The organism is Pseudomonas sp. B20, from assembly GCF_020515755.1.
Taxonomy (GTDB): domain Bacteria; phylum Pseudomonadota; class Gammaproteobacteria; order Pseudomonadales; family Pseudomonadaceae; genus Aquipseudomonas; species Aquipseudomonas syringae.
Genome location: NZ_JAHPJG010000001.1, coordinates 247065 through 264259, shown reverse-complemented (window position 1 = coordinate 264259; position 17195 = coordinate 247065). Strand labels below are relative to the sequence as shown.

The following is a 17195-nucleotide window of genomic DNA, read 5'->3' as shown; positions in this document are numbered from 1 at the left end:
AATTTGAATCTCACACAACTGAATCCCACCCAATAATGCAAGGCAATCGACATGACTGACACACAGAACAAGAACTACATCATTGCTCTTGACCAGGGCACCACCAGCTCGCGCGCCATCATCTTCGACCGCGACGCCAACGTGGTGAGCACTGCCCAAAGCGAATTCGTCCAGCATTACCCGCAGGCAGGCTGGGTCGAACACGACCCGATGGAAATCTTCGCTACCCAGACGGCGTGCATGACCAAGGCACTGGCACAAGCCGATCTGCACCACAACCAGATCGCCGCCATCGGTATCACCAACCAGCGTGAAACGACGGTCATCTGGGAACGCGACACCGGCCGCCCGATCTACAACGCAATCGTCTGGCAGTGCCGCCGCAGCACCGAGATCTGCCAGCAACTCAAGCGCGACGGTCTTGAGGAGTACATCAAGGACACCACAGGGCTGGTGATTGACCCGTACTTCTCCGGCTCCAAGGTCAAGTGGATCCTGGACAACGTTGAGGGCAGCCGCGAGCGCGCACGCAAAGGCGAGCTGATGTTCGGCACCATCGATACCTGGCTGATCTGGAAATTCACCGGCGGCAAGGTTCACGTCACCGACTACACCAACGCCTCGCGGACCATGCTGTTCAACATCCATACGCTGGAATGGGATCAGCGCATGCTCGACGTGCTGGACATCCCGCGCGAGATGCTCCCAGAGGTCAAAGCCTCCTCCGAAGTTTACGGCCACAGCAAGAGCGGCATCCCGATCGCCGGTATCGCAGGCGACCAGCAGGCAGCGTTGTTCGGCCAGATGTGCGTCGAACCCGGCCAGGCCAAGAACACCTATGGCACTGGCTGCTTCCTGCTGATGAACACCGGCAAGAAAGCCGTGAAATCGGCGCACGGCATGCTCACCACCATCGGTTGCGGCCCGCGCGGTGAAGTGGCCTATGCGCTGGAAGGCGCGGTCTTCAACGGTGGCTCGACCGTGCAGTGGCTGCGCGACGAACTCAAGCTCATCAACGACGCGCTGGACACCGAATACTTCGCCGGCAAGGTCAAGGACAGCAACGGCGTGTATCTGGTGCCGGCGTTCACGGGCCTGGGCGCACCTTACTGGGACCCCTACGCACGAGGCGCATTGTTCGGCCTGACCCGTGGCGTGAAAGTCGATCACATCATTCGTGCAGCGCTGGAATCCATCGCCTATCAGACCCGCGACGTGCTCGACGCCATGCAACAGGACTCCGGCGAACGCCTCAAGTCGCTTCGTGTGGACGGTGGTGCAGTGGCCAACAACTTCCTGATGCAGTTCCAGGCAGACATTCTCGGCACCCACGTTGAGCGCCCGCAAATGCGTGAAACCACGGCACTGGGTGCAGCCTTCCTGGCCGGTCTGGCGATTGGTTTCTGGAGCAGCCTGGACGAGTTGCGTAACAAGGCCGTGATAGAGCGTGTGTTCGAGCCGTCCTGTGAAGAAGCGCATCGTGAAAAACTTTACGCAGGCTGGCAGAAAGCAGTCGCGCGCACTCGTGACTGGGAACCGCACGAAAACGAAGAGTGACAGTGCTGTTGTAAGGAGGGGAGCAGGATTCCGGCTGACAGGTTGCACTTTCCTGCGGCATGATGGGCGCCATTTGTAGAGGGCGCCCAAGGAAAAACAATGAACCTGCCTCCCCGCCAACAACAGATCCTCGAACTGGTCCGTGACCGTGGTTATGTCAGCATCGAGGAGATGGCGACGCTGTTCGTCGTGACCCCACAAACCATTCGCCGTGATATCAATCAATTGGCGGAAATGAACCTGTTGCGCCGCTACCACGGCGGCGCGGCCTATGACTCCAGCATCGAAAATACCGCCTACGCCATGCGTGCGGACCAGATGCGCGACGAAAAACAACGGATCGCCGAGGCCATCGCCGCGCAGATCCCGGACAACGCCTCGTTGTTCATCAATATCGGTACCACCACCGAATCCATCGCACGTGCGTTGCTCAACCACAACAACCTGAAGATCATTACCAATAACCTGCATGTGGCGTCGATCCTGAGCACCAAGGATGATTTCGAGGTGCTGATAGCAGGCGGTAATGTGCGACGTGACGGTGGCGTTGTGGGCCAGGGCAGCATCGACTTCATCACCCAGTTCAAAGTGGACTTTGCCCTGGTGGGCATCAGTGGCATCGACGAAGACGGCAGCCTGCTGGACTTCGATTACCAGGAAGTGCGGGTGTCCCAGGCGATCATCGCCAACGCACGCAAAGTGCTGCTGGCAGCTGACTCCAGCAAGTTCGGACGCAACGCCATGGTCCGCCTGGGGCCGATCACCCTCATCGATTGCCTGGTCACCGACCAGCCCCCCGTCCCCGCCCTGCAGCAGTTGCTGAACCAGCACAAGATTCGTCTGGAAGTGGTGTGATTGTCAGGCGCGGGTTGTGTTCGCGCGGCGGTCCGCATTGCTCATGAAGACGGTGCATCGAGCGCCCTATTTTCTGGAGTCTGTACCGGCCTCTTCGCGAGCAAGCTCGCTCCCACAAGACTCGTGGATGTATGGCGCGGCATGCATCTGTGACGCAGAGCGTCACCCAGGGCATTCCCACGCTGGAGCGTGAGAAACGCTAGGTGTACGCAAGAACACCATCGTACCCATGCTCCGCGTGGGTATGCCGTTCTGGACGCTCTGCGTCCTCTCCTGCTTCTGCGATGCAGCGCAGACCTGTGAGCCAGAGCAATTCCGGGCAGGCTGTGCATCCATCCTCCCGGTAACAATTCCCGCCCTACAATGTTCATATTTGTTCTTTTCCTGACCCAGTCATCAGTATTTTCAATCGATACGCGCTAGCAAGGGTCATTTTATTGAGCTATTATTTTCGAAAGTGAACATTAATGTTCAGATTCGCCTTTCGAGCACTGCTCACGAATTGTCCAGGAGGCCACCAATGCCCCACACCAACGTGCCAACCCCGCCCCTCTCAGAGGTCTACGACATTGCCGTTATTGGCGGTGGCATCAACGGTGTCGGTATCGCAGCGGATGCCTCCGGTCGCGGCCTTTCGGTTTTTCTGTGCGAAAAGGACGATCTGGCCAGCCACACGTCCTCGGCCAGCAGCAAGCTGATCCATGGTGGCCTGCGCTATCTGGAGCACTACGAGTTCCGTCTGGTGCGTGAAGCCCTGGCAGAACGCGAAGTGCTGCTTGCCAAAGCGCCGCACATCGTCAAGCCAATGCGCTTTGTGCTGCCTCATCGTCCGCACCTGCGTCCGGCCTGGATGATTCGTGCCGGGATGTTCCTTTATGACAACCTCGGCAAGCGCGAAAAACTTCCCGCATCCCGAACCATCCATTTCGGTGCAGACAGCCCGCTCAACTCGAGCATCACCCGCGGTTTCGAATATTCCGACTGCTGGGTCGACGACGCGCGTCTGGTCGTGCTCAACGCCATGTCCGCTCGTGAAAACGGTGCGCACATTCATACTCAGACCCGCTGTGTCAGCGCCCGTCGTATCAAGGGCATGTGGCATCTGCATCTGGAGCGCAGCGACGGCAGCCTGTTCTCGATCCATGCCAAGGCATTGGTCAATGCGGCAGGCCCATGGGTGGCCAAGTTCATTCGTGAAGACCTCAAGCTCGACTCGGCTTACGGCATCCGCCTGATTCAAGGCAGCCACCTGATCGTGCCGAAACTGTACGAGGGTGAGCACGCGTTCATTCTGCAGAACGAAGACAAGCGCATCGTGTTCACGATTCCGTACCTGGAGCACTTCACCATCGTCGGCACCACCGACCGTGAGTATCAGGGCGATCCGAACAAGGTGGATATCACTGAAGGCGAGATGGATTACGTGCTGAAAGTGGCCAACGACCACTTCAAGAAACAGTTGAGTCGCGCAGACGTGCTCCACACGTTCTCGGGCGTGCGCCCACTGTGCAACGACGAGTCCGATAATCCGTCTGCCATCACCCGTGACTACACGCTTTCGTTGTCAGGCGGTGCAGACGAAGCGCCGATTCTGTCGGTGTTCGGCGGCAAGTTGACCACCTACCGCAAACTGGCCGAGTCGGCGATGGCGCAGTTGGCACCGTTCTTCAAACAGATGAAGCCAAGCTGGACGGCCAAGGCTGCCCTGCCGGGTGGCGAAGACATGACCACCGCCGAAGCGCTGGCAACAGAAATGACCCGTCGCTGCAGCTGGCTGCCCGCGCCTATCGCCAAGCGCTGGTCGATTACCTACGGCAGCCGCAGTTGGCGCTTGCTGGAGGGCGCGCAAAGCCTGGAAGACCTTGGTCAGCATTTGGGTGCAGGCCTGTATACCCGCGAGGTCGACTACCTGTGCGACCAGGAATGGGCGACCAGCATCGAAGACATCCTGTGGCGCCGCACCAAGCTCGGCCTGTTCACGACGCCTGAGGAACAGGCCGCCGTGAGCAGCTACCTGGAAACAGTCGTGCGCAATAAAGCTTCTTTCGAAGCTGCCTGATAATACGCCTGCAACCTGTTCACCCATCGTGCGGTGAACAGGTCTCCCTCCTTGCAGCCGTACTCCTGCACAACCCATTCCATTCGGTTTTCCGAACAATCGGCCCCGCCTTATTCGGCTTCCCGGACGCCTTGGTCCGCGGCACTACAGCCAACCTCAAAAAATCCCTTTTAAATCAGCATGTTGAATTCTTAAAACTGCTTGGCACGACTCATGCTCTATATTCTGAACCGAGCGTTTCGACAAGAGCGTGTGTCTGGATGTGGACGCCGTTGAAGCATTCGCCAAGAAGCGGGCCGACTCTGATTACGGCCCCATCAATAAAAATGAAATCAAGGACTCAACCATGCGCATCGTTCCCCACCTGTTGGGCGCAGCTATCGCTGCCGCTCTGATCAGCACGCCGGTTTTCGCCGCCGAACTCACTGGCACTCTGAAGAAGATCAAGGAATCCGGCACCATCACGCTGGGCCATCGTGACGCCTCTATCCCGTTTTCCTACATCGCTGATGCCTCTGGCGTGCCGATGGGCTACTCCCACGATATCCAGCTGAAAATCGTCGAAGCCATCAAGAAAGACCTCGACATGCCTGACCTCAAGGTCAAGTACAACCTGGTGACTTCGCAGACCCGTATCCCGCTGGTTCAGAACGGCACCGTCGATGTGGAATGTGGCTCGACCACCAACAACGCCGAGCGCCAGCAGCAGGTCGATTTCTCCATCGGCATCTTTGAAGTCGGCACGCGCCTGCTGTCGAAAAAGGATTCCAGCTACAAGGATTTCGACGACCTGAAAGGCAAAAACGTCGTCACCACGGCTGGCACCACTTCCGAGCGCATCCTCAAGGCGATGAACGCTGACAAGCAGATGGGCATGAACGTGATCTCCGCCAAAGACCACGGTGAATCCTTCCAGATGCTCGAGTCCGGCCGTGCAGTCGCCTTCATGATGGACGACGCGCTGCTGGCAGGCGAAATGGCCAAGGCCAAGAAGCCGGACGACTGGGCAGTGACCGGGACTGCACAATCCTACGAGATCTACGGCTGCATGGTTCGCAAGGGCGATGCCCCGTTCAAGAAGGCTGTCGATGACGCCATTGTCGCTACCTACAAGTCGGGCGACATCAACGCTATCTACAGCAAGTGGTTCATGTCCCCTGTTCCTCCGAAAGGTCTGAATCTGAATTTCCCGATGAGCGACAAGCTCAAGGAGCTGATTCAGAACCCGACCGACAAAGCGGCTGACGACAAGAAAGCCTGAGATACCGGTTCAGCCAGTCCGAACTGACGGTATCCCGGGCGAGCACTGCCTGCCCGGGATAGCCTCGTCACTCCTGACTGACGACAGTGCGTGCATTTCGATAGCAATAAAAAGAGGGGGAGACCCTGATGAATTACAACTGGGACTGGGGCGTATTCTTCAAGTCCACCGGCGTCGGCAGCGAGACCTATCTGGACTGGTTCATCTCCGGTCTGGGCTGGACCATCGCCATTGCTGTCATTGCCTGGATCATTGCCCTGATACTGGGTTCGGTGCTGGGCGTCATGCGCACCGTGCCAAACCGTCTGGTGTCGGGCATCGCCACGGTATACGTGGAAATCTTCCGTAACGTGCCACTGCTGGTGCAGCTGTTCATCTGGTACTTCCTGGTGCCCGACCTGCTGCCGGAAAACCTGCAGGAGTGGTACAAGCAAGACCTGAACCCGACCACCTCCGCGTTCCTCAGCGTCGTGGTCTGCCTTGGCCTGTTCACCGCTGCACGGGTCTGCGAACAGGTGCGTACCGGCATTGAAGCACTGCCCAAGGGCCAGGAATCGGCCGCACGCGCCATGGGCTTCAAGCTGCCACAGATCTACTGGAACGTGCTGTTGCCGCAGGCTTACCGGATCATCATTCCGCCGCTCACCTCCGAATTCCTGAACGTGTTCAAGAACTCGTCGGTCGCGTCGCTGATCGGCCTGATGGAGCTGCTCGCGCAGACCAAACAAACCGCCGAGTTCTCCGCCAACCTGTTCGAGGCCTTCACCCTCGCGACGCTCATCTACTTCACGCTGAACATGAGCCTGATGCTGCTGATGCGTGCGATCGAGAAGAAAGTCGCCGTACCGGGACTCATCTCACTGGGGGGCAAATAAATGGACTTCACTGGAATCGTTCCGGCCATTCCCGGCCTGTGGAACGGCATGGTCATGACCCTCAAGCTGATGGCGATGGGTGTCGGCGGCGGCCTGGTGCTTGGTACGCTGCTGGCATTGATGCGCCTGTCATCGAACAAACTGCTGGCCAATGTGGCCGGTGCCTACGTGAACTACTTTCGTTCGATCCCGCTGCTGCTGGTGATCACCTGGTTCTATCTGGCCGTACCGTTCGTGCTGCGCTGGATTACCGGTGAAGACACGCCCATCGGTGCGTTCGCCTCCTGCGTCGTGGCCTTCATGATGTTCGAAGCCGCGTACTTCTGCGAAATCGTCCGTGCCGGCGTGCAGTCGATCTCCAAGGGACAAATGGGCGCCGCTCAGGCGCTGGGTATGAATTACTCGCAGATGATGCGACTGATCATCCTGCCCCAGGCGTTTCGCAAGATGACCCCGTTGCTGCTGCAACAGAGCATCATTCTGTTTCAGGACACCTCTCTGGTGTACACCGTCGGCCTCGTCGATTTTCTCAACGCATCGCGCGCCAGTGGCGACATCATCGGGCGCGCCAACGAGTTCCTGATCATTGCCGGTCTGGTGTATTTCACGATCAGCTTTGCCGCCTCGCTGCTGGTGAAGCGTCTGCAAAAAAGGTTTGCCGTATGATTTCCATCAAAAACGTCAACAAGTGGTATGGGGACTTCCAGGTACTGACCGATTGCAGCACCGAGGTCAGCAAGGGCGAAGTAGTTGTGGTGTGCGGCCCGTCCGGCTCCGGCAAATCGACCCTGATCAAATGCGTGAACGCGCTGGAGCCGTTTCAGAAAGGCGATATCGTCGTCGACGGCACATCGATCTCCGATTCGAAGACCAACCTGCCCAAGCTGCGCTCGCGGGTGGGCATGGTGTTTCAGCACTTCGAACTGTTCCCGCACCTGAGCATTGTCGAAAACCTGACCATCGCGCAGATCAAGGTGCTGGGCCGCAGCAAGGCCGAAGCCACCGAGAAGGGTCTGAAGCTGCTGGACCGCGTCGGGCTTTCCGAGCATGCGCACAAGCATCCCGGGCAGCTTTCCGGTGGGCAGCAACAGCGTGTCGCCATCGCGCGCGCGCTGGCGATGGACCCGGTGGTCATGCTGTTCGATGAACCCACGTCCGCGCTCGACCCGGAAATGGTCAATGAAGTGCTCGATGTGATGGTGCAACTGGCCCATGAAGGCATGACCATGATGTGCGTGACCCACGAAATGGGTTTCGCCCGCAAAGTCGCCAACCGGGTGATTTTCATGGACAAGGGACAGATCGTCGAAGATTGCGCCAAGGAAGAGTTTTTCGGTGACGTCAGCGCACGCTCGGAACGCGCCCAGCAATTCCTCGCCAAGATCCTTCAGCACTAGGCAATAGCTTGACGGCTGTCCGCCTATCAGCGGGCAGCTGTTCGGTCCAGGACGACTGTGATGAAATGCGACCCCACTCTTTATCGCGCCGCCCCGCCATCACTCGCCGTGAAACCCCGTCTGATCCGTCAACTGTTTCTGCCACCACTGATCCTCATGCTGATGATCGGGCTGGGCTATGTCGCCTATCTGGTCAGTGAACACAGCGCCATCAAGGGCCTGCGCGAAACCGGCGAACGCCAGCTCGAGCTGCACGCGCGCACGGTCGAGAGTGAAATCAGCAAATACACCTACCTGCCCAGCGTGCTGGAGCTGGAATCCAGTGTGTCGCAGTTGCTGAACGAACCGGGACCGGAGCTTCAGCAACAGGTCAACCGCTACCTCGAAGGGCTGAATCGACGCAGCCGCAGCCGTGCCATTTACGTGATGGACACCACCGGACGCGTGCTGGCCACCAGCAACTGGCGCGACTCCGACAGCTATCAGGGTGAAGACCTGTCTTTCCGTGCCTACTTTCAGGACGCCGTGCGCGGCCTGCCCGGGCGCTTTTACGGCATCGGCACTACCACCGGTGAGTCGGGCTATTACCTGGCCCATGGGCTGGAAGACAAAGGCCGCATCATCGGCGTTGCGGTGATCAAGGTACGCCTCGAAGCACTTGAAGAACGCTGGCAGCGGGCACGGCTGGAGGCATTTGTCAGCGACGAGAATGGCATCATCATCCTCTCCAGCGACCCGGCCCGGCGGCTGAAATCAGTGCGGCCGCTCACGGCCGAGGTCAAGGAACGTCTGGCTCGCAGCCTGCAATATTACTGGTGGCCGCTCAACGAACTGGTGCCACTGGAACGGGAAACCTTGTCTGAAGGCGTCGAAACACTGGTTTTCCCCGCCAACATCAGTGTCGACCGCGAACACAAAAAGGTCAGCTATCTGGCCCAGAGCCGCCCGCTGAGTGACACCGCCTGGCACCTGACGCTGCTTACCCCGCTGGAGGATCTGCGCCGTGAAGCGGCCAATCAGGGCATGCTGGTCGCCGTGGCCTGCGCGCTGGTGACCTTTCTGCTGATTGCCTGGAACGAGCGGCGCAAGGTGATCTCGACCCGGCTTGCTGCCAGGGAAGCGCTGCAGGCGGCCAACAACGAGCTGGAACGCAAGATCACCGAACGCACCGAACACCTGCGCGCCAGCAACGAACGCCTCAAGGCACAGATTCGTGAACGAAGGCAGGCCGAAGACACCTTGCGCAAAGCCCAGGACGAGCTGGTACAGGCCGGCAAGCTGGCAGCCATCGGCCAGATGTCGACCAGCATCGCGCATGAGCTGAACCAGCCTCTGGCCGCACTGCGCACCTTGTCCGGCAACACTGTGCGTTTTCTGGAACGAGGCGCGCTGGACACCGCGAGTACCAACCTGCGTACCATCAATGATCTGGTCGACCGCATGGGCCGCATCACCGCCAGCCTGCGCGCATTCGCCAGACGCGGCGACGATCAGGGCCAGGCGCAACTGAGCAAGGCTGTCGATGCGGCGGCGCAGTTGCTGGGCGTGCGTCTGGAGCAGTCAGGCCTGATAGTGCATCGAGACTTCGTCGACGCCACCCTGACCATCGACCAGACCCGCCTGGAACAGATTCTGGTCAACCTGATCGGCAACGCCCTGGACGCCATGTTCGACCTGCTGCAACCGGAGTTATGGCTCACCGGATCGGTTGTCGACGGCCGATACCGTCTGCGGGTACGTGATAACGGGCACGGCGTCGATGCCGAGGCGCGCAAGCATCTGTTTGAACCTTTCTTCACCACCAAACCGGGCGAACAAGGCCTGGGGCTGGGCCTGACGCTGTCGGCGAGCCTTGCCGCCGCAGCCGGAGGCAGCCTGAGCGCAGAGCATCCGCAGGACGGCGGTACGACGTTTGTCCTGAGCCTGCCGTTTATCCCCGATGCCCGCCACCCGGACAGCCCGACATGAGACGACACCCATGAGCATAAACAGCGACCTGACTGTCCTGATCGTCGAAGACGATCCGCATGTATTGCTCGGCTGTCAGCAGGCCCTCGCGCTGGAAGACATTGCCAGCGAGGGCGTTTCCAGCGCCGAAGAGGCCTTGAAGCGCATTGATGACAACTTCGCCGGTATCGTCATCAGCGATATTCGCCTGCCGGGTATCGACGGACTGGAGTTGCTGAGCCGTCTCAAGGCACGTGACAGCAGCCTGCCGGTGGTGCTCATCACCGGCCATGGCGACATCACCATGGCCGTCAACGCAATGCGCGATGGCGCTTACGATTTCATGGAGAAACCCTTTTCTCCAGAGCGTCTGGTGGACGTCACCCGGCGCGCACTGGAGCAACGCGGCCTGGCCCGTGAAGTGTGGGCCTTGCGCAAGCAACTGGCCGAGCGCGATTCGCTGGAGGGCCGGATCATCGGTCGCTCCCCGGCCATGCAAAACCTGCGTGCGTTGATTGCCAACGTCGCCGACACCTCGGCCAACGTACTGATCGAAGGCGAAACCGGCACGGGCAAGGAACTGGTCGCGCGTTGCCTGCACGATTTCAGTCGGCGCAAGGACAGCCAGTTCGTGGCGCTCAACTGTGGCGGGCTGGCGGAAAGCCTGTTCGAATCGGAAATTTTCGGCCATGAAGCCAACGCCTTTACCGGCGCGGGCAAACGGCGCATCGGCAAGATCGAACACGCGCACAACGGCACGCTGTTTCTCGATGAAGTGGAAAGCATGCCGGTCAATCTGCAGATCAAGCTGCTGCGCGTCCTGCAGGAGCGAACCCTCGAACGGCTGGGTTCCAACCAGAGCGTCGCCGTGGATTGCCGGGTCATAGCGGCGACCAAGTCCGACCTGAATGCCTTGGGCAAGACCAATCAGTTTCGCAGCGACCTGTATTACCGCCTGAACGTCGTCACGCTTGAACTGCCACCCCTGCGTGAACGCCGCGAAGACATTCTGCAGCTGTTCGAACACTTCCTGCAGTTGTCGTCGTTACGCTTCGACCGCGAACCGCCTGCGCTGGATCAACAGACCAGCTCGAACCTGATGAGCCACGACTGGCCGGGCAATGTACGCGAACTGCGCAACGTGGCAGAACGCTTTGCGCTGGGTCTGCCAGCGTTCAAGCAGTCGGGCACGGTCAGTGAAAACCAGAGTCTGGGGTTTGCCGAAGCGGTTGAAGCCTTTGAACGCTCATTGCTCGGCGACGCCTTGCAACGCAGCGGCGGCAACCTCAGCCAGGCCAGCCAGGAACTGGGCATGGCCAAGACCACACTGTTTGACAAGGTCAAGAAATACGGGCTTTGAACACTGCGCCCGATCTTGAGCGTGCGGTGTAGCGCAGATCTGTGACGCAGAGCGTCACCCACTGCATTCCCACGCTGGAGCGTGAGGAACGATAGGCGTCTTCAAGACACCTATCGTGCCCATGCTCTTCGTCCTATCCTGCACAGGCAGTGCGTTACTGCGATTCAGCGACAATCTGGCGGATTGCGCTGACGAATACCTCGACCGGCTGACCGCCCGAGACGGCGTACTGGTCGTTGAAGACCATGGTCGGCACGGACGTGATACCGCGAGACGTCCAGAGCTGCTCGGCCTCGCGAACCTCGGTGGTGTACTCGTCGCCTTCCAGAATGGCCCGAGCACGCAGACGGTCCAGGCCGACCTTCTGCGCCACATCTGCCAGAGTCTGGTGACTGGACGGGTCTTTCAGGTCACTGAAATACGCCTCGAACAGCGCCTGCTTCAACGCGTGCTGCTTGCCTTGCTGTTCGGCCCAGTGCAGCAGGCGATGGGCATCGAACGTGTTGTAGATACGCCGCTCGCCGCTGGCAAAGGTGAAGCCGAGTTCAGCACCGCGTTCACGGATGGTCTGGTGAATACCTTCGATCTGCTCCGGCGTGGAGCCGTACTTTTCGGCGATGTGCTCCTTGATGTCCTGCCCTTCGCCAGGCATGTTCGGGTTCAGCTCGAAAGGCTGGAAGTGAATATGCGCTTGCACCTCATCACCCAATGCCTCCAGCGCCTGATCCAGCGCGCGCAGACCAATGACGCACCAGGGGCAGGAAACATCGGAGATGAAGTCGATCTTCAGTGCAGTTGTCATGTCGGCCCTTTTCGGTACAGAGTGTGTAAAAACGTCACGAGCGAAGGCAAGACAAGGCAAAAACAGGCGAAAAAGCGGAGTCTAGGTGTTCTAAATGAGCATTTTTCGCCTGTTTTTAACGCAGTATTGCCAAGCGTAGTAGTTTTTACACAGTTTGGAAGCAAAGGTCACACGATACACCTCTGTCCATGCCTGACAACCAGGCCAGCTTACAACTGAGCCAGGTTGCGACCGTCTTCATGCTGGGCTTTCAGGTAGGGCAACACTGCACCGAGCAACGGCGCCTTGAAGGCTTCCTGAAAACGATGCGCCAACCCCGGAATCAGGCGCAGCTGGCTGCCCTGAATGTGCGCGGCCACATGTACACCGTGCATGACCGGCAACAAGGGGTCAGCCGTGCCATGAACCACCAGTACCGGCAGACGCAGACGGTTCAGTAGTTCCACGCGGCTGGGCTCGGCCAGAATCGCCATGATCTGGCGTTTCACACCTTCGGGATTGAACGCCCGGTCATAGGAAACAGCCGCCTGATGCAGCAGCTGCTGGCGATCGTCCTTGACCTGCGGGCTGCCCAGCGCCGCAAGCAAATCGGCCTGCTGCTCGATCGCCACTTCCCGATTGGGCGCGCCGCGACGCGCCAACAGTTGCATGAGCGCGGTACTGGGCATAGGCAAACCCTGCGCACCGGAACTGGTCATGATCAGCGTAAGGCTTTCGACCCGCGACGGCGCCAGATCGGCCAGGTGCTGGGCAATCATGCCGCCCATGCTCGCGCCCAACACGTGAAACTGGCGAATCTGCAATGCATCCATCAACCCCAGTGCATCATCGGCCATATCAGTCAACGAATAGGGTGCCGAGACAGGCAGACCCAGTTTGTAACGCAGTACTTCGAATGTCAGATTGGCATCCGCTGGCTGCTGCACCCACGAAGACAGACCCACATCGCGATTGTCATAGCGAATGACCCGATAGCCCTGCTGACACAACGCAACCACGACCTCGTCCGGCCAGTGAATCAGCTGCCCACCCAGCCCCATCACCAACAGCAAGGCAGGGTCGGACTCGCTACCAATACTCTGGTAGGCAATCCGCACTTCCTTGAGGTCAGCCATCTGTACAGGAACATCGGTATCACAACGATCGGCCGCAAAAGACGGCAAGCCGCACAGAAGCGCGGCCAGAAAAATTAAAACCCGCATGAAAAACACCAAAAAACAGAACCCCAGTAGGCCGCGAGTCTGATGATGTTTTTCCAAGCGCGCTGCCACACTTGCGTGACAGTTTGATGAATGGCGCTGAGCGGTCGTTAATCGGATGTTGCGTTAGGCCGCGACCTGATCCGCCACCATCAGGTTTTCCCCAAAACGGGCGCGCGCTTCGAGCAACGATTCCTGATGCCAGTTCGAATGCGTATCGCACTCGCCCAGGGACAGAACCTTGTAAACCGGGAGACGATCAAACACCGGAGCCAGCAGCTCCGGTTCGGTCACGCTGTCCAGGTGCAACCCTGCAACTGGCAGCAGGGCCGCGACACCCAGGTTGGGCCGCAGGTCACCGTGATAGAGGCCGATAAGCTTCTTCAACGGCGAATATTGAAGAATGTGATAGGCACGCTCGAAGGCGTTGCTCCATGCCAGCGGCAGATCAAGCGCGAGGATCGGTTCGTCGATCTGAATCCACTCGACACCGCGCGCGGCCAGCCGCCCGAAGATCTCGCCATACACCGGCAGCAGATGCTCCAGCAGGTCGAGGCGATCCACTTCGTCACCCTGAACGTCACTTAGCCAGAGCAGTGTCAGCGGACCTATCAACGCAGGTTTGCGACCTTGCTCGCAGGTTTCAGCGACGCTCGCCAGCAGCGGCGCCCAATCGGGCTGAAAACGCTGGTCGCGTTTCAGGTGTGGCACCTGCTGCGGGTAACGCGCCATCAACCAGGTGCGCAATTCGGCGCCAGTGGTCGCAACACCCTGATCCTGTTTCCAGAAAGCCTGCAGAGCGTGCTGCAATTCACGGTCCGCGCCAATGTGAAAATAGTCAGGGTGTTGAGTCAGGGCCACGATGCGTCCTCCATAAAAGATGGGGCTATTGTCGACAGCTGATACAACATGAGACAAACTCATTTTTTTCGTGTTGATCACAAATACTGCTCATGGAGCACTGACCGTGCTTGAAATACGCCACCTCAAAACCCTGCATGCCCTGCGCGAGGCTGACAGCCTTGTGGAGGCAGCCGAGCGCCTGCATTTGACGCAGTCGGCGCTGTCTCATCAGTTCAAGGAGCTGGAAGAGCGCATGGGCATGCCGCTGTTTGTGCGCAAGACCAAACCGGTGCGCTTTACCAGCGCCGGTTTGCGCCTGCTGCAACTGGCCGACTCCATGCTGCCGCAACTGCGCAGTGCCGAGCGCGACATCGCCCGACTGGCGGGAGGTACGGCGGGACGGCTGCACATGGCAATCGAGTGCCACAGCTGTTTTCAGTGGCTGATGCCGACCATCGACCAGTTCCGCGATGCCTGGCCCGAGGTCGAACTGGACCTGTCTTCCGGTTTCTCGTTCGCGCCCTTGCCTGCCCTGGCGCGTGGCGATCTGGACCTGGTGGTGACCTCCGACCCGCTGGAATTGCCGGGCATCACCTACGTGCCGCTGTTCACCTATGAAGCGATGCTGGCGGTGGCCAATCAACATGCATTGGCAACCAGGCCCTACATCGTCCCGGAAGACTTGCTGACTGAAACGCTGATCACTTACCCGGTGGAACGCGACCGGCTGGATATCTTCACGCGCTTCCTGGAACCCGCCGACATCGAACCGGCACAGGTACGAACATCAGAGTTGACGGTGATGATGATGCAGCTGGTGGCCAGCGGGCGCGGGGTCTGCGGCATGCCGCACTGGGCGCTGCATGAATACAGCTCACGCGGCTATGTAAAAGCCAAGCGCCTGGGCGAGAAAGGACTGTTCGCGACGCTCTACGCCGGTATCCGCGCCGACATGCTCGACGCACCGTACATGCGTGACTTCCTGCTGACCGCCAAGGACACTTCGTTTTCGACGCTGGACGGAGTGAGTGTGGTTCGCTGACAGTATCGTCCTGCGCCAAGGCACAGGACGACACGGGTTCAGTTCGCTGGAGTCTGCCGCTCGCGGTACAACGGCAGGATCAGGTCGCGTGTCAGCGGAGCCAGATGCATATGCGCAAGACTGTCTGCGCCGACCCACAGCACTTCTTCGATCTCGGCGGCGGGCAGAACCTGGGCATCAGTTCTGACCTCGTAAAGCTGACAACACACCTCAAAGCCCGGCTCGTTGGCAGCCGGTGCAGCGAACTCGCCGAGAAACAGCGCCTGCTGCGGATCGATGATCAGCCCGAGTTCTTCTTCAAGCTCCCTGGCCAGCGCCTGCGGTGCCGGTTCACCGGGCTCGATCTTGCCGCCCGGCTGCATGAAAGCCTGAGTACCGCACTTGCGCACCAGCAGGGTCCGGCCGTCTGCGCCGATCAGCAGCGCCGCCGCGATGCGGATGATCTTCATGCGAAGATCTCCGTTTTCAGCAGCCGCGCCTGATCAGCCCGTTCCAGGGCCAGAACGATCAGGCGATGGATCAGTTCGGCATACGACAGACCGCTGGCCTGCCAGAGTTTGGGGTACATACTGATGGAGGTGAAACCCGGCAGCGTGTTGACTTCGTTGATGATGATGTCGCGCCCTTCGGTGACGAAGAAATCGACCCGCGAAAGCCCCGCGCAGCCCAGCACCTTGTACGCTTGCAACGCGACGTCACGCACCTGATCACTCAGATCGGCCGGCAGCTCGGCGGGAATCGCGATGCGTGCCTGATCGCCGTTCAGGTACTTGGTGTCGTAGGCATAGAATTCATCGTTGGCAATCACTTCGCCACAGACACTGACCTGCGCGTCGAAGTTGCCCAGTACGGCGCACTCCACTTCACGGCCGACGATGCCCTGCTCGATCAGCAGCTTGTGATCGAACTCGAAACCCAGCGCCAGTGCCGCCGCGAAACCAGCCTCGTCGGACACCTTGCTCACGCCCACCGATGAACCCTGGTTGGCCGGCTTGACGAACATCGGCAGCCCCAACTGTTCGGCAGCCTCCGTGAAAGAAAGGCTCTCCCCACGCGACAGGACCCTGAACGGCGCGACGGCAATGCCCGCATCGCGCAGCAGACGCTTGGTCACGTCCTTGTCCATACAGGCCGCAGAGGACAGCACATCGGCGCCGACAAAGGGCACGGCCAGCATGCGCAGCACACCCTGCAACGCACCGTCTTCACCAAAAGCGCCGTGGATCAGCGGGAATACTACATCGATAGCTGCCAGAGGCTGGCATGACTCGACGTCAACGAACTGCCCACCGATGCTGCCCGGCAGCAAGGACAATGGCTTGCCTGATGCGCTCAGTTTGATCCGTGCAGGATCAGTGGCATTGAGCAGGTAATCGGCTTCGTCGAAATGCAGCCAGCGGCCCAGCTTGTCGACGCCGATCAGGGTCAGCGCATAGCGTTCACGATCAATCGCATTGATCACGTTGCGTGCCGACTGCAACGAAACCTCATGCTCGCTGGATTGCCCACCGAAAACGATGGCGACTGACTTTTTCAAAGCGGTTACTCCTGTTTTTCAGGCCGCGAAGATAAAAGCAATGTCGGCTGTTAGTCCAGTAGATGATTGGCCGCAGGCCTGAAATTCAGACAAAAAAATCCCGGTCGTGGGCAATCCATGCGAAGTGCCCACGACCGGGAGGTCAGACCGCTCATTGAGCGGCTGCGGTTTCTTTCTTGCCAGCGGAGCCAAAGGCGGCGAAACGCTTGTTGAAACCCGCGATCCGGCCTTCGGTGGTGGTTTTGCGCTGCTGCCCGGTGTACATCGGGTGCGAAGCACTGGAAACATCGAGCGCAACATAAGGATAGGCAGTGCCGTCGGTGTGCTGTTGCGTGCGGTCTGTGTCTACAGTGGAGCCGATCAGAAAGTAAGCATCGGCAGCAGTGTCGTGGAACAGCACGGTGCGGTATTGAGGATGGATATCGGGTTTCATCGTGATCTCTCCGGTGAGTTGACTGAAA

The 17195-nt window shown here is 59.3% G+C and carries 16 protein-coding genes; 10 read left to right on the top strand and 6 right to left on the bottom strand.

What is annotated here, in order from left to right:
• The first annotated feature begins 51 nt into the window (after window positions 1-51).
• From glpK to LIX91_RS01090, 9 genes are all read left to right on the top strand, one after another.
• Window positions 52-1557, top strand: a complete 1506-nt coding sequence (glpK, locus tag LIX91_RS01130) for a glycerol kinase GlpK (RefSeq protein WP_003405430.1) — start codon at window positions 52-54, stop codon at window positions 1555-1557.
• Window positions 1558-1656: 99 nt separating this feature from the next.
• Window positions 1657-2412 (top strand): DeoR/GlpR family transcriptional regulator, encoded by a 756-nt coding sequence (locus LIX91_RS01125; protein WP_003363617.1) that lies wholly within the window; start codon window positions 1657-1659, stop codon window positions 2410-2412.
• A gap of 520 nt (window positions 2413-2932) precedes the next feature.
• Window positions 2933-4471, top strand: a complete 1539-nt coding sequence (gene glpD, locus LIX91_RS01120; RefSeq protein WP_003412931.1) for a glycerol-3-phosphate dehydrogenase — start codon at window positions 2933-2935, stop codon at window positions 4469-4471.
• 346 nt (window positions 4472-4817) lie between these two features.
• On the top strand, window positions 4818-5732 hold the full coding sequence (locus LIX91_RS01115; RefSeq protein ID WP_003428827.1) for a glutamate/aspartate ABC transporter substrate-binding protein: 915 nt from the start codon (window positions 4818-4820) through the stop codon (window positions 5730-5732).
• A 128-nt stretch (window positions 5733-5860) separates the two neighbouring features.
• On the top strand, window positions 5861-6607 hold the full coding sequence (locus tag LIX91_RS01110) for an amino acid ABC transporter permease (RefSeq protein ID WP_003418523.1): 747 nt from the start codon (window positions 5861-5863) through the stop codon (window positions 6605-6607).
• Complete coding sequence (locus tag LIX91_RS01105) at window positions 6608-7273, top strand: ABC transporter permease subunit (RefSeq protein ID WP_226487848.1); 666 nt, start codon at window positions 6608-6610, stop codon at window positions 7271-7273. It abuts the gene before it with no gap.
• Entirely contained in the window at window positions 7270-8004 is a 735-nt protein-coding gene (locus LIX91_RS01100; RefSeq protein WP_003412939.1) for an amino acid ABC transporter ATP-binding protein, read from the top strand. The genes LIX91_RS01105 and LIX91_RS01100 overlap by 4 nt, the downstream gene beginning before the upstream one ends.
• A gap of 60 nt (window positions 8005-8064) precedes the next feature.
• Complete coding sequence (locus tag LIX91_RS01095; protein ID WP_100072435.1) at window positions 8065-9972, top strand: ATP-binding protein; 1908 nt, start codon at window positions 8065-8067, stop codon at window positions 9970-9972.
• A gap of 10 nt (window positions 9973-9982) precedes the next feature.
• Entirely contained in the window at window positions 9983-11311 is a 1329-nt protein-coding gene (locus LIX91_RS01090; protein WP_046234966.1) for a sigma-54-dependent transcriptional regulator, read from the top strand.
• 154 nt (window positions 11312-11465) lie between these two features.
• Here the strand turns inward: LIX91_RS01090 and LIX91_RS01085 are convergent, their stop codons facing one another.
• The 3 genes from LIX91_RS01085 to LIX91_RS01075 form a co-directional block, all read right to left on the bottom strand.
• Window positions 11466-12113, bottom strand: a complete 648-nt coding sequence (locus tag LIX91_RS01085) for a DsbA family oxidoreductase (RefSeq protein WP_226487847.1) — start codon at window positions 12111-12113, stop codon at window positions 11466-11468.
• A gap of 209 nt (window positions 12114-12322) precedes the next feature.
• Entirely contained in the window at window positions 12323-13315 is a 993-nt protein-coding gene (locus LIX91_RS01080) for an alpha/beta fold hydrolase (protein WP_003412945.1), read from the bottom strand.
• 123 nt (window positions 13316-13438) lie between these two features.
• Window positions 13439-14173 (bottom strand): 5-methyltetrahydropteroyltriglutamate--homocysteine methyltransferase, encoded by a 735-nt coding sequence (locus LIX91_RS01075; protein ID WP_003418532.1) that lies wholly within the window; start codon window positions 14171-14173, stop codon window positions 13439-13441.
• Window positions 14174-14279: 106 nt separating this feature from the next.
• On the opposite strand from LIX91_RS01075, the gene metR reads away from it, so the two are divergent.
• Window positions 14280-15197 (top strand): transcriptional regulator MetR, encoded by a 918-nt coding sequence (gene metR / locus LIX91_RS01070; RefSeq protein ID WP_003412948.1) that lies wholly within the window; start codon window positions 14280-14282, stop codon window positions 15195-15197.
• A 38-nt stretch (window positions 15198-15235) separates the two neighbouring features.
• Here the strand turns inward: metR and LIX91_RS01065 are convergent, their stop codons facing one another.
• The 3 genes from LIX91_RS01065 to LIX91_RS01055 all read right to left on the bottom strand — a co-directional run bounded on the left by LIX91_RS01065 (window position 15236) and on the right by LIX91_RS01055 (window position 17167).
• Window positions 15236-15646, bottom strand: coding sequence for an NUDIX hydrolase (locus LIX91_RS01065; RefSeq protein ID WP_226487846.1), 411 nt, complete (start codon window positions 15644-15646; stop codon window positions 15236-15238).
• Window positions 15643-16734, bottom strand: a complete 1092-nt coding sequence (ddlA, locus tag LIX91_RS01060) for a D-alanine--D-alanine ligase (protein WP_226487845.1) — start codon at window positions 16732-16734, stop codon at window positions 15643-15645. Before ddlA ends, LIX91_RS01065 begins: the two co-directional genes overlap by 4 nt.
• A gap of 151 nt (window positions 16735-16885) precedes the next feature.
• Window positions 16886-17167 carry a type B 50S ribosomal protein L31 gene (locus tag LIX91_RS01055; protein ID WP_003418539.1) on the bottom strand — a complete coding sequence of 94 codons (282 nt, stop codon included), beginning with the start codon at window positions 17165-17167 and terminating at the stop codon, window positions 16886-16888.
• Window positions 17168-17195 lie beyond the last annotated feature (28 nt).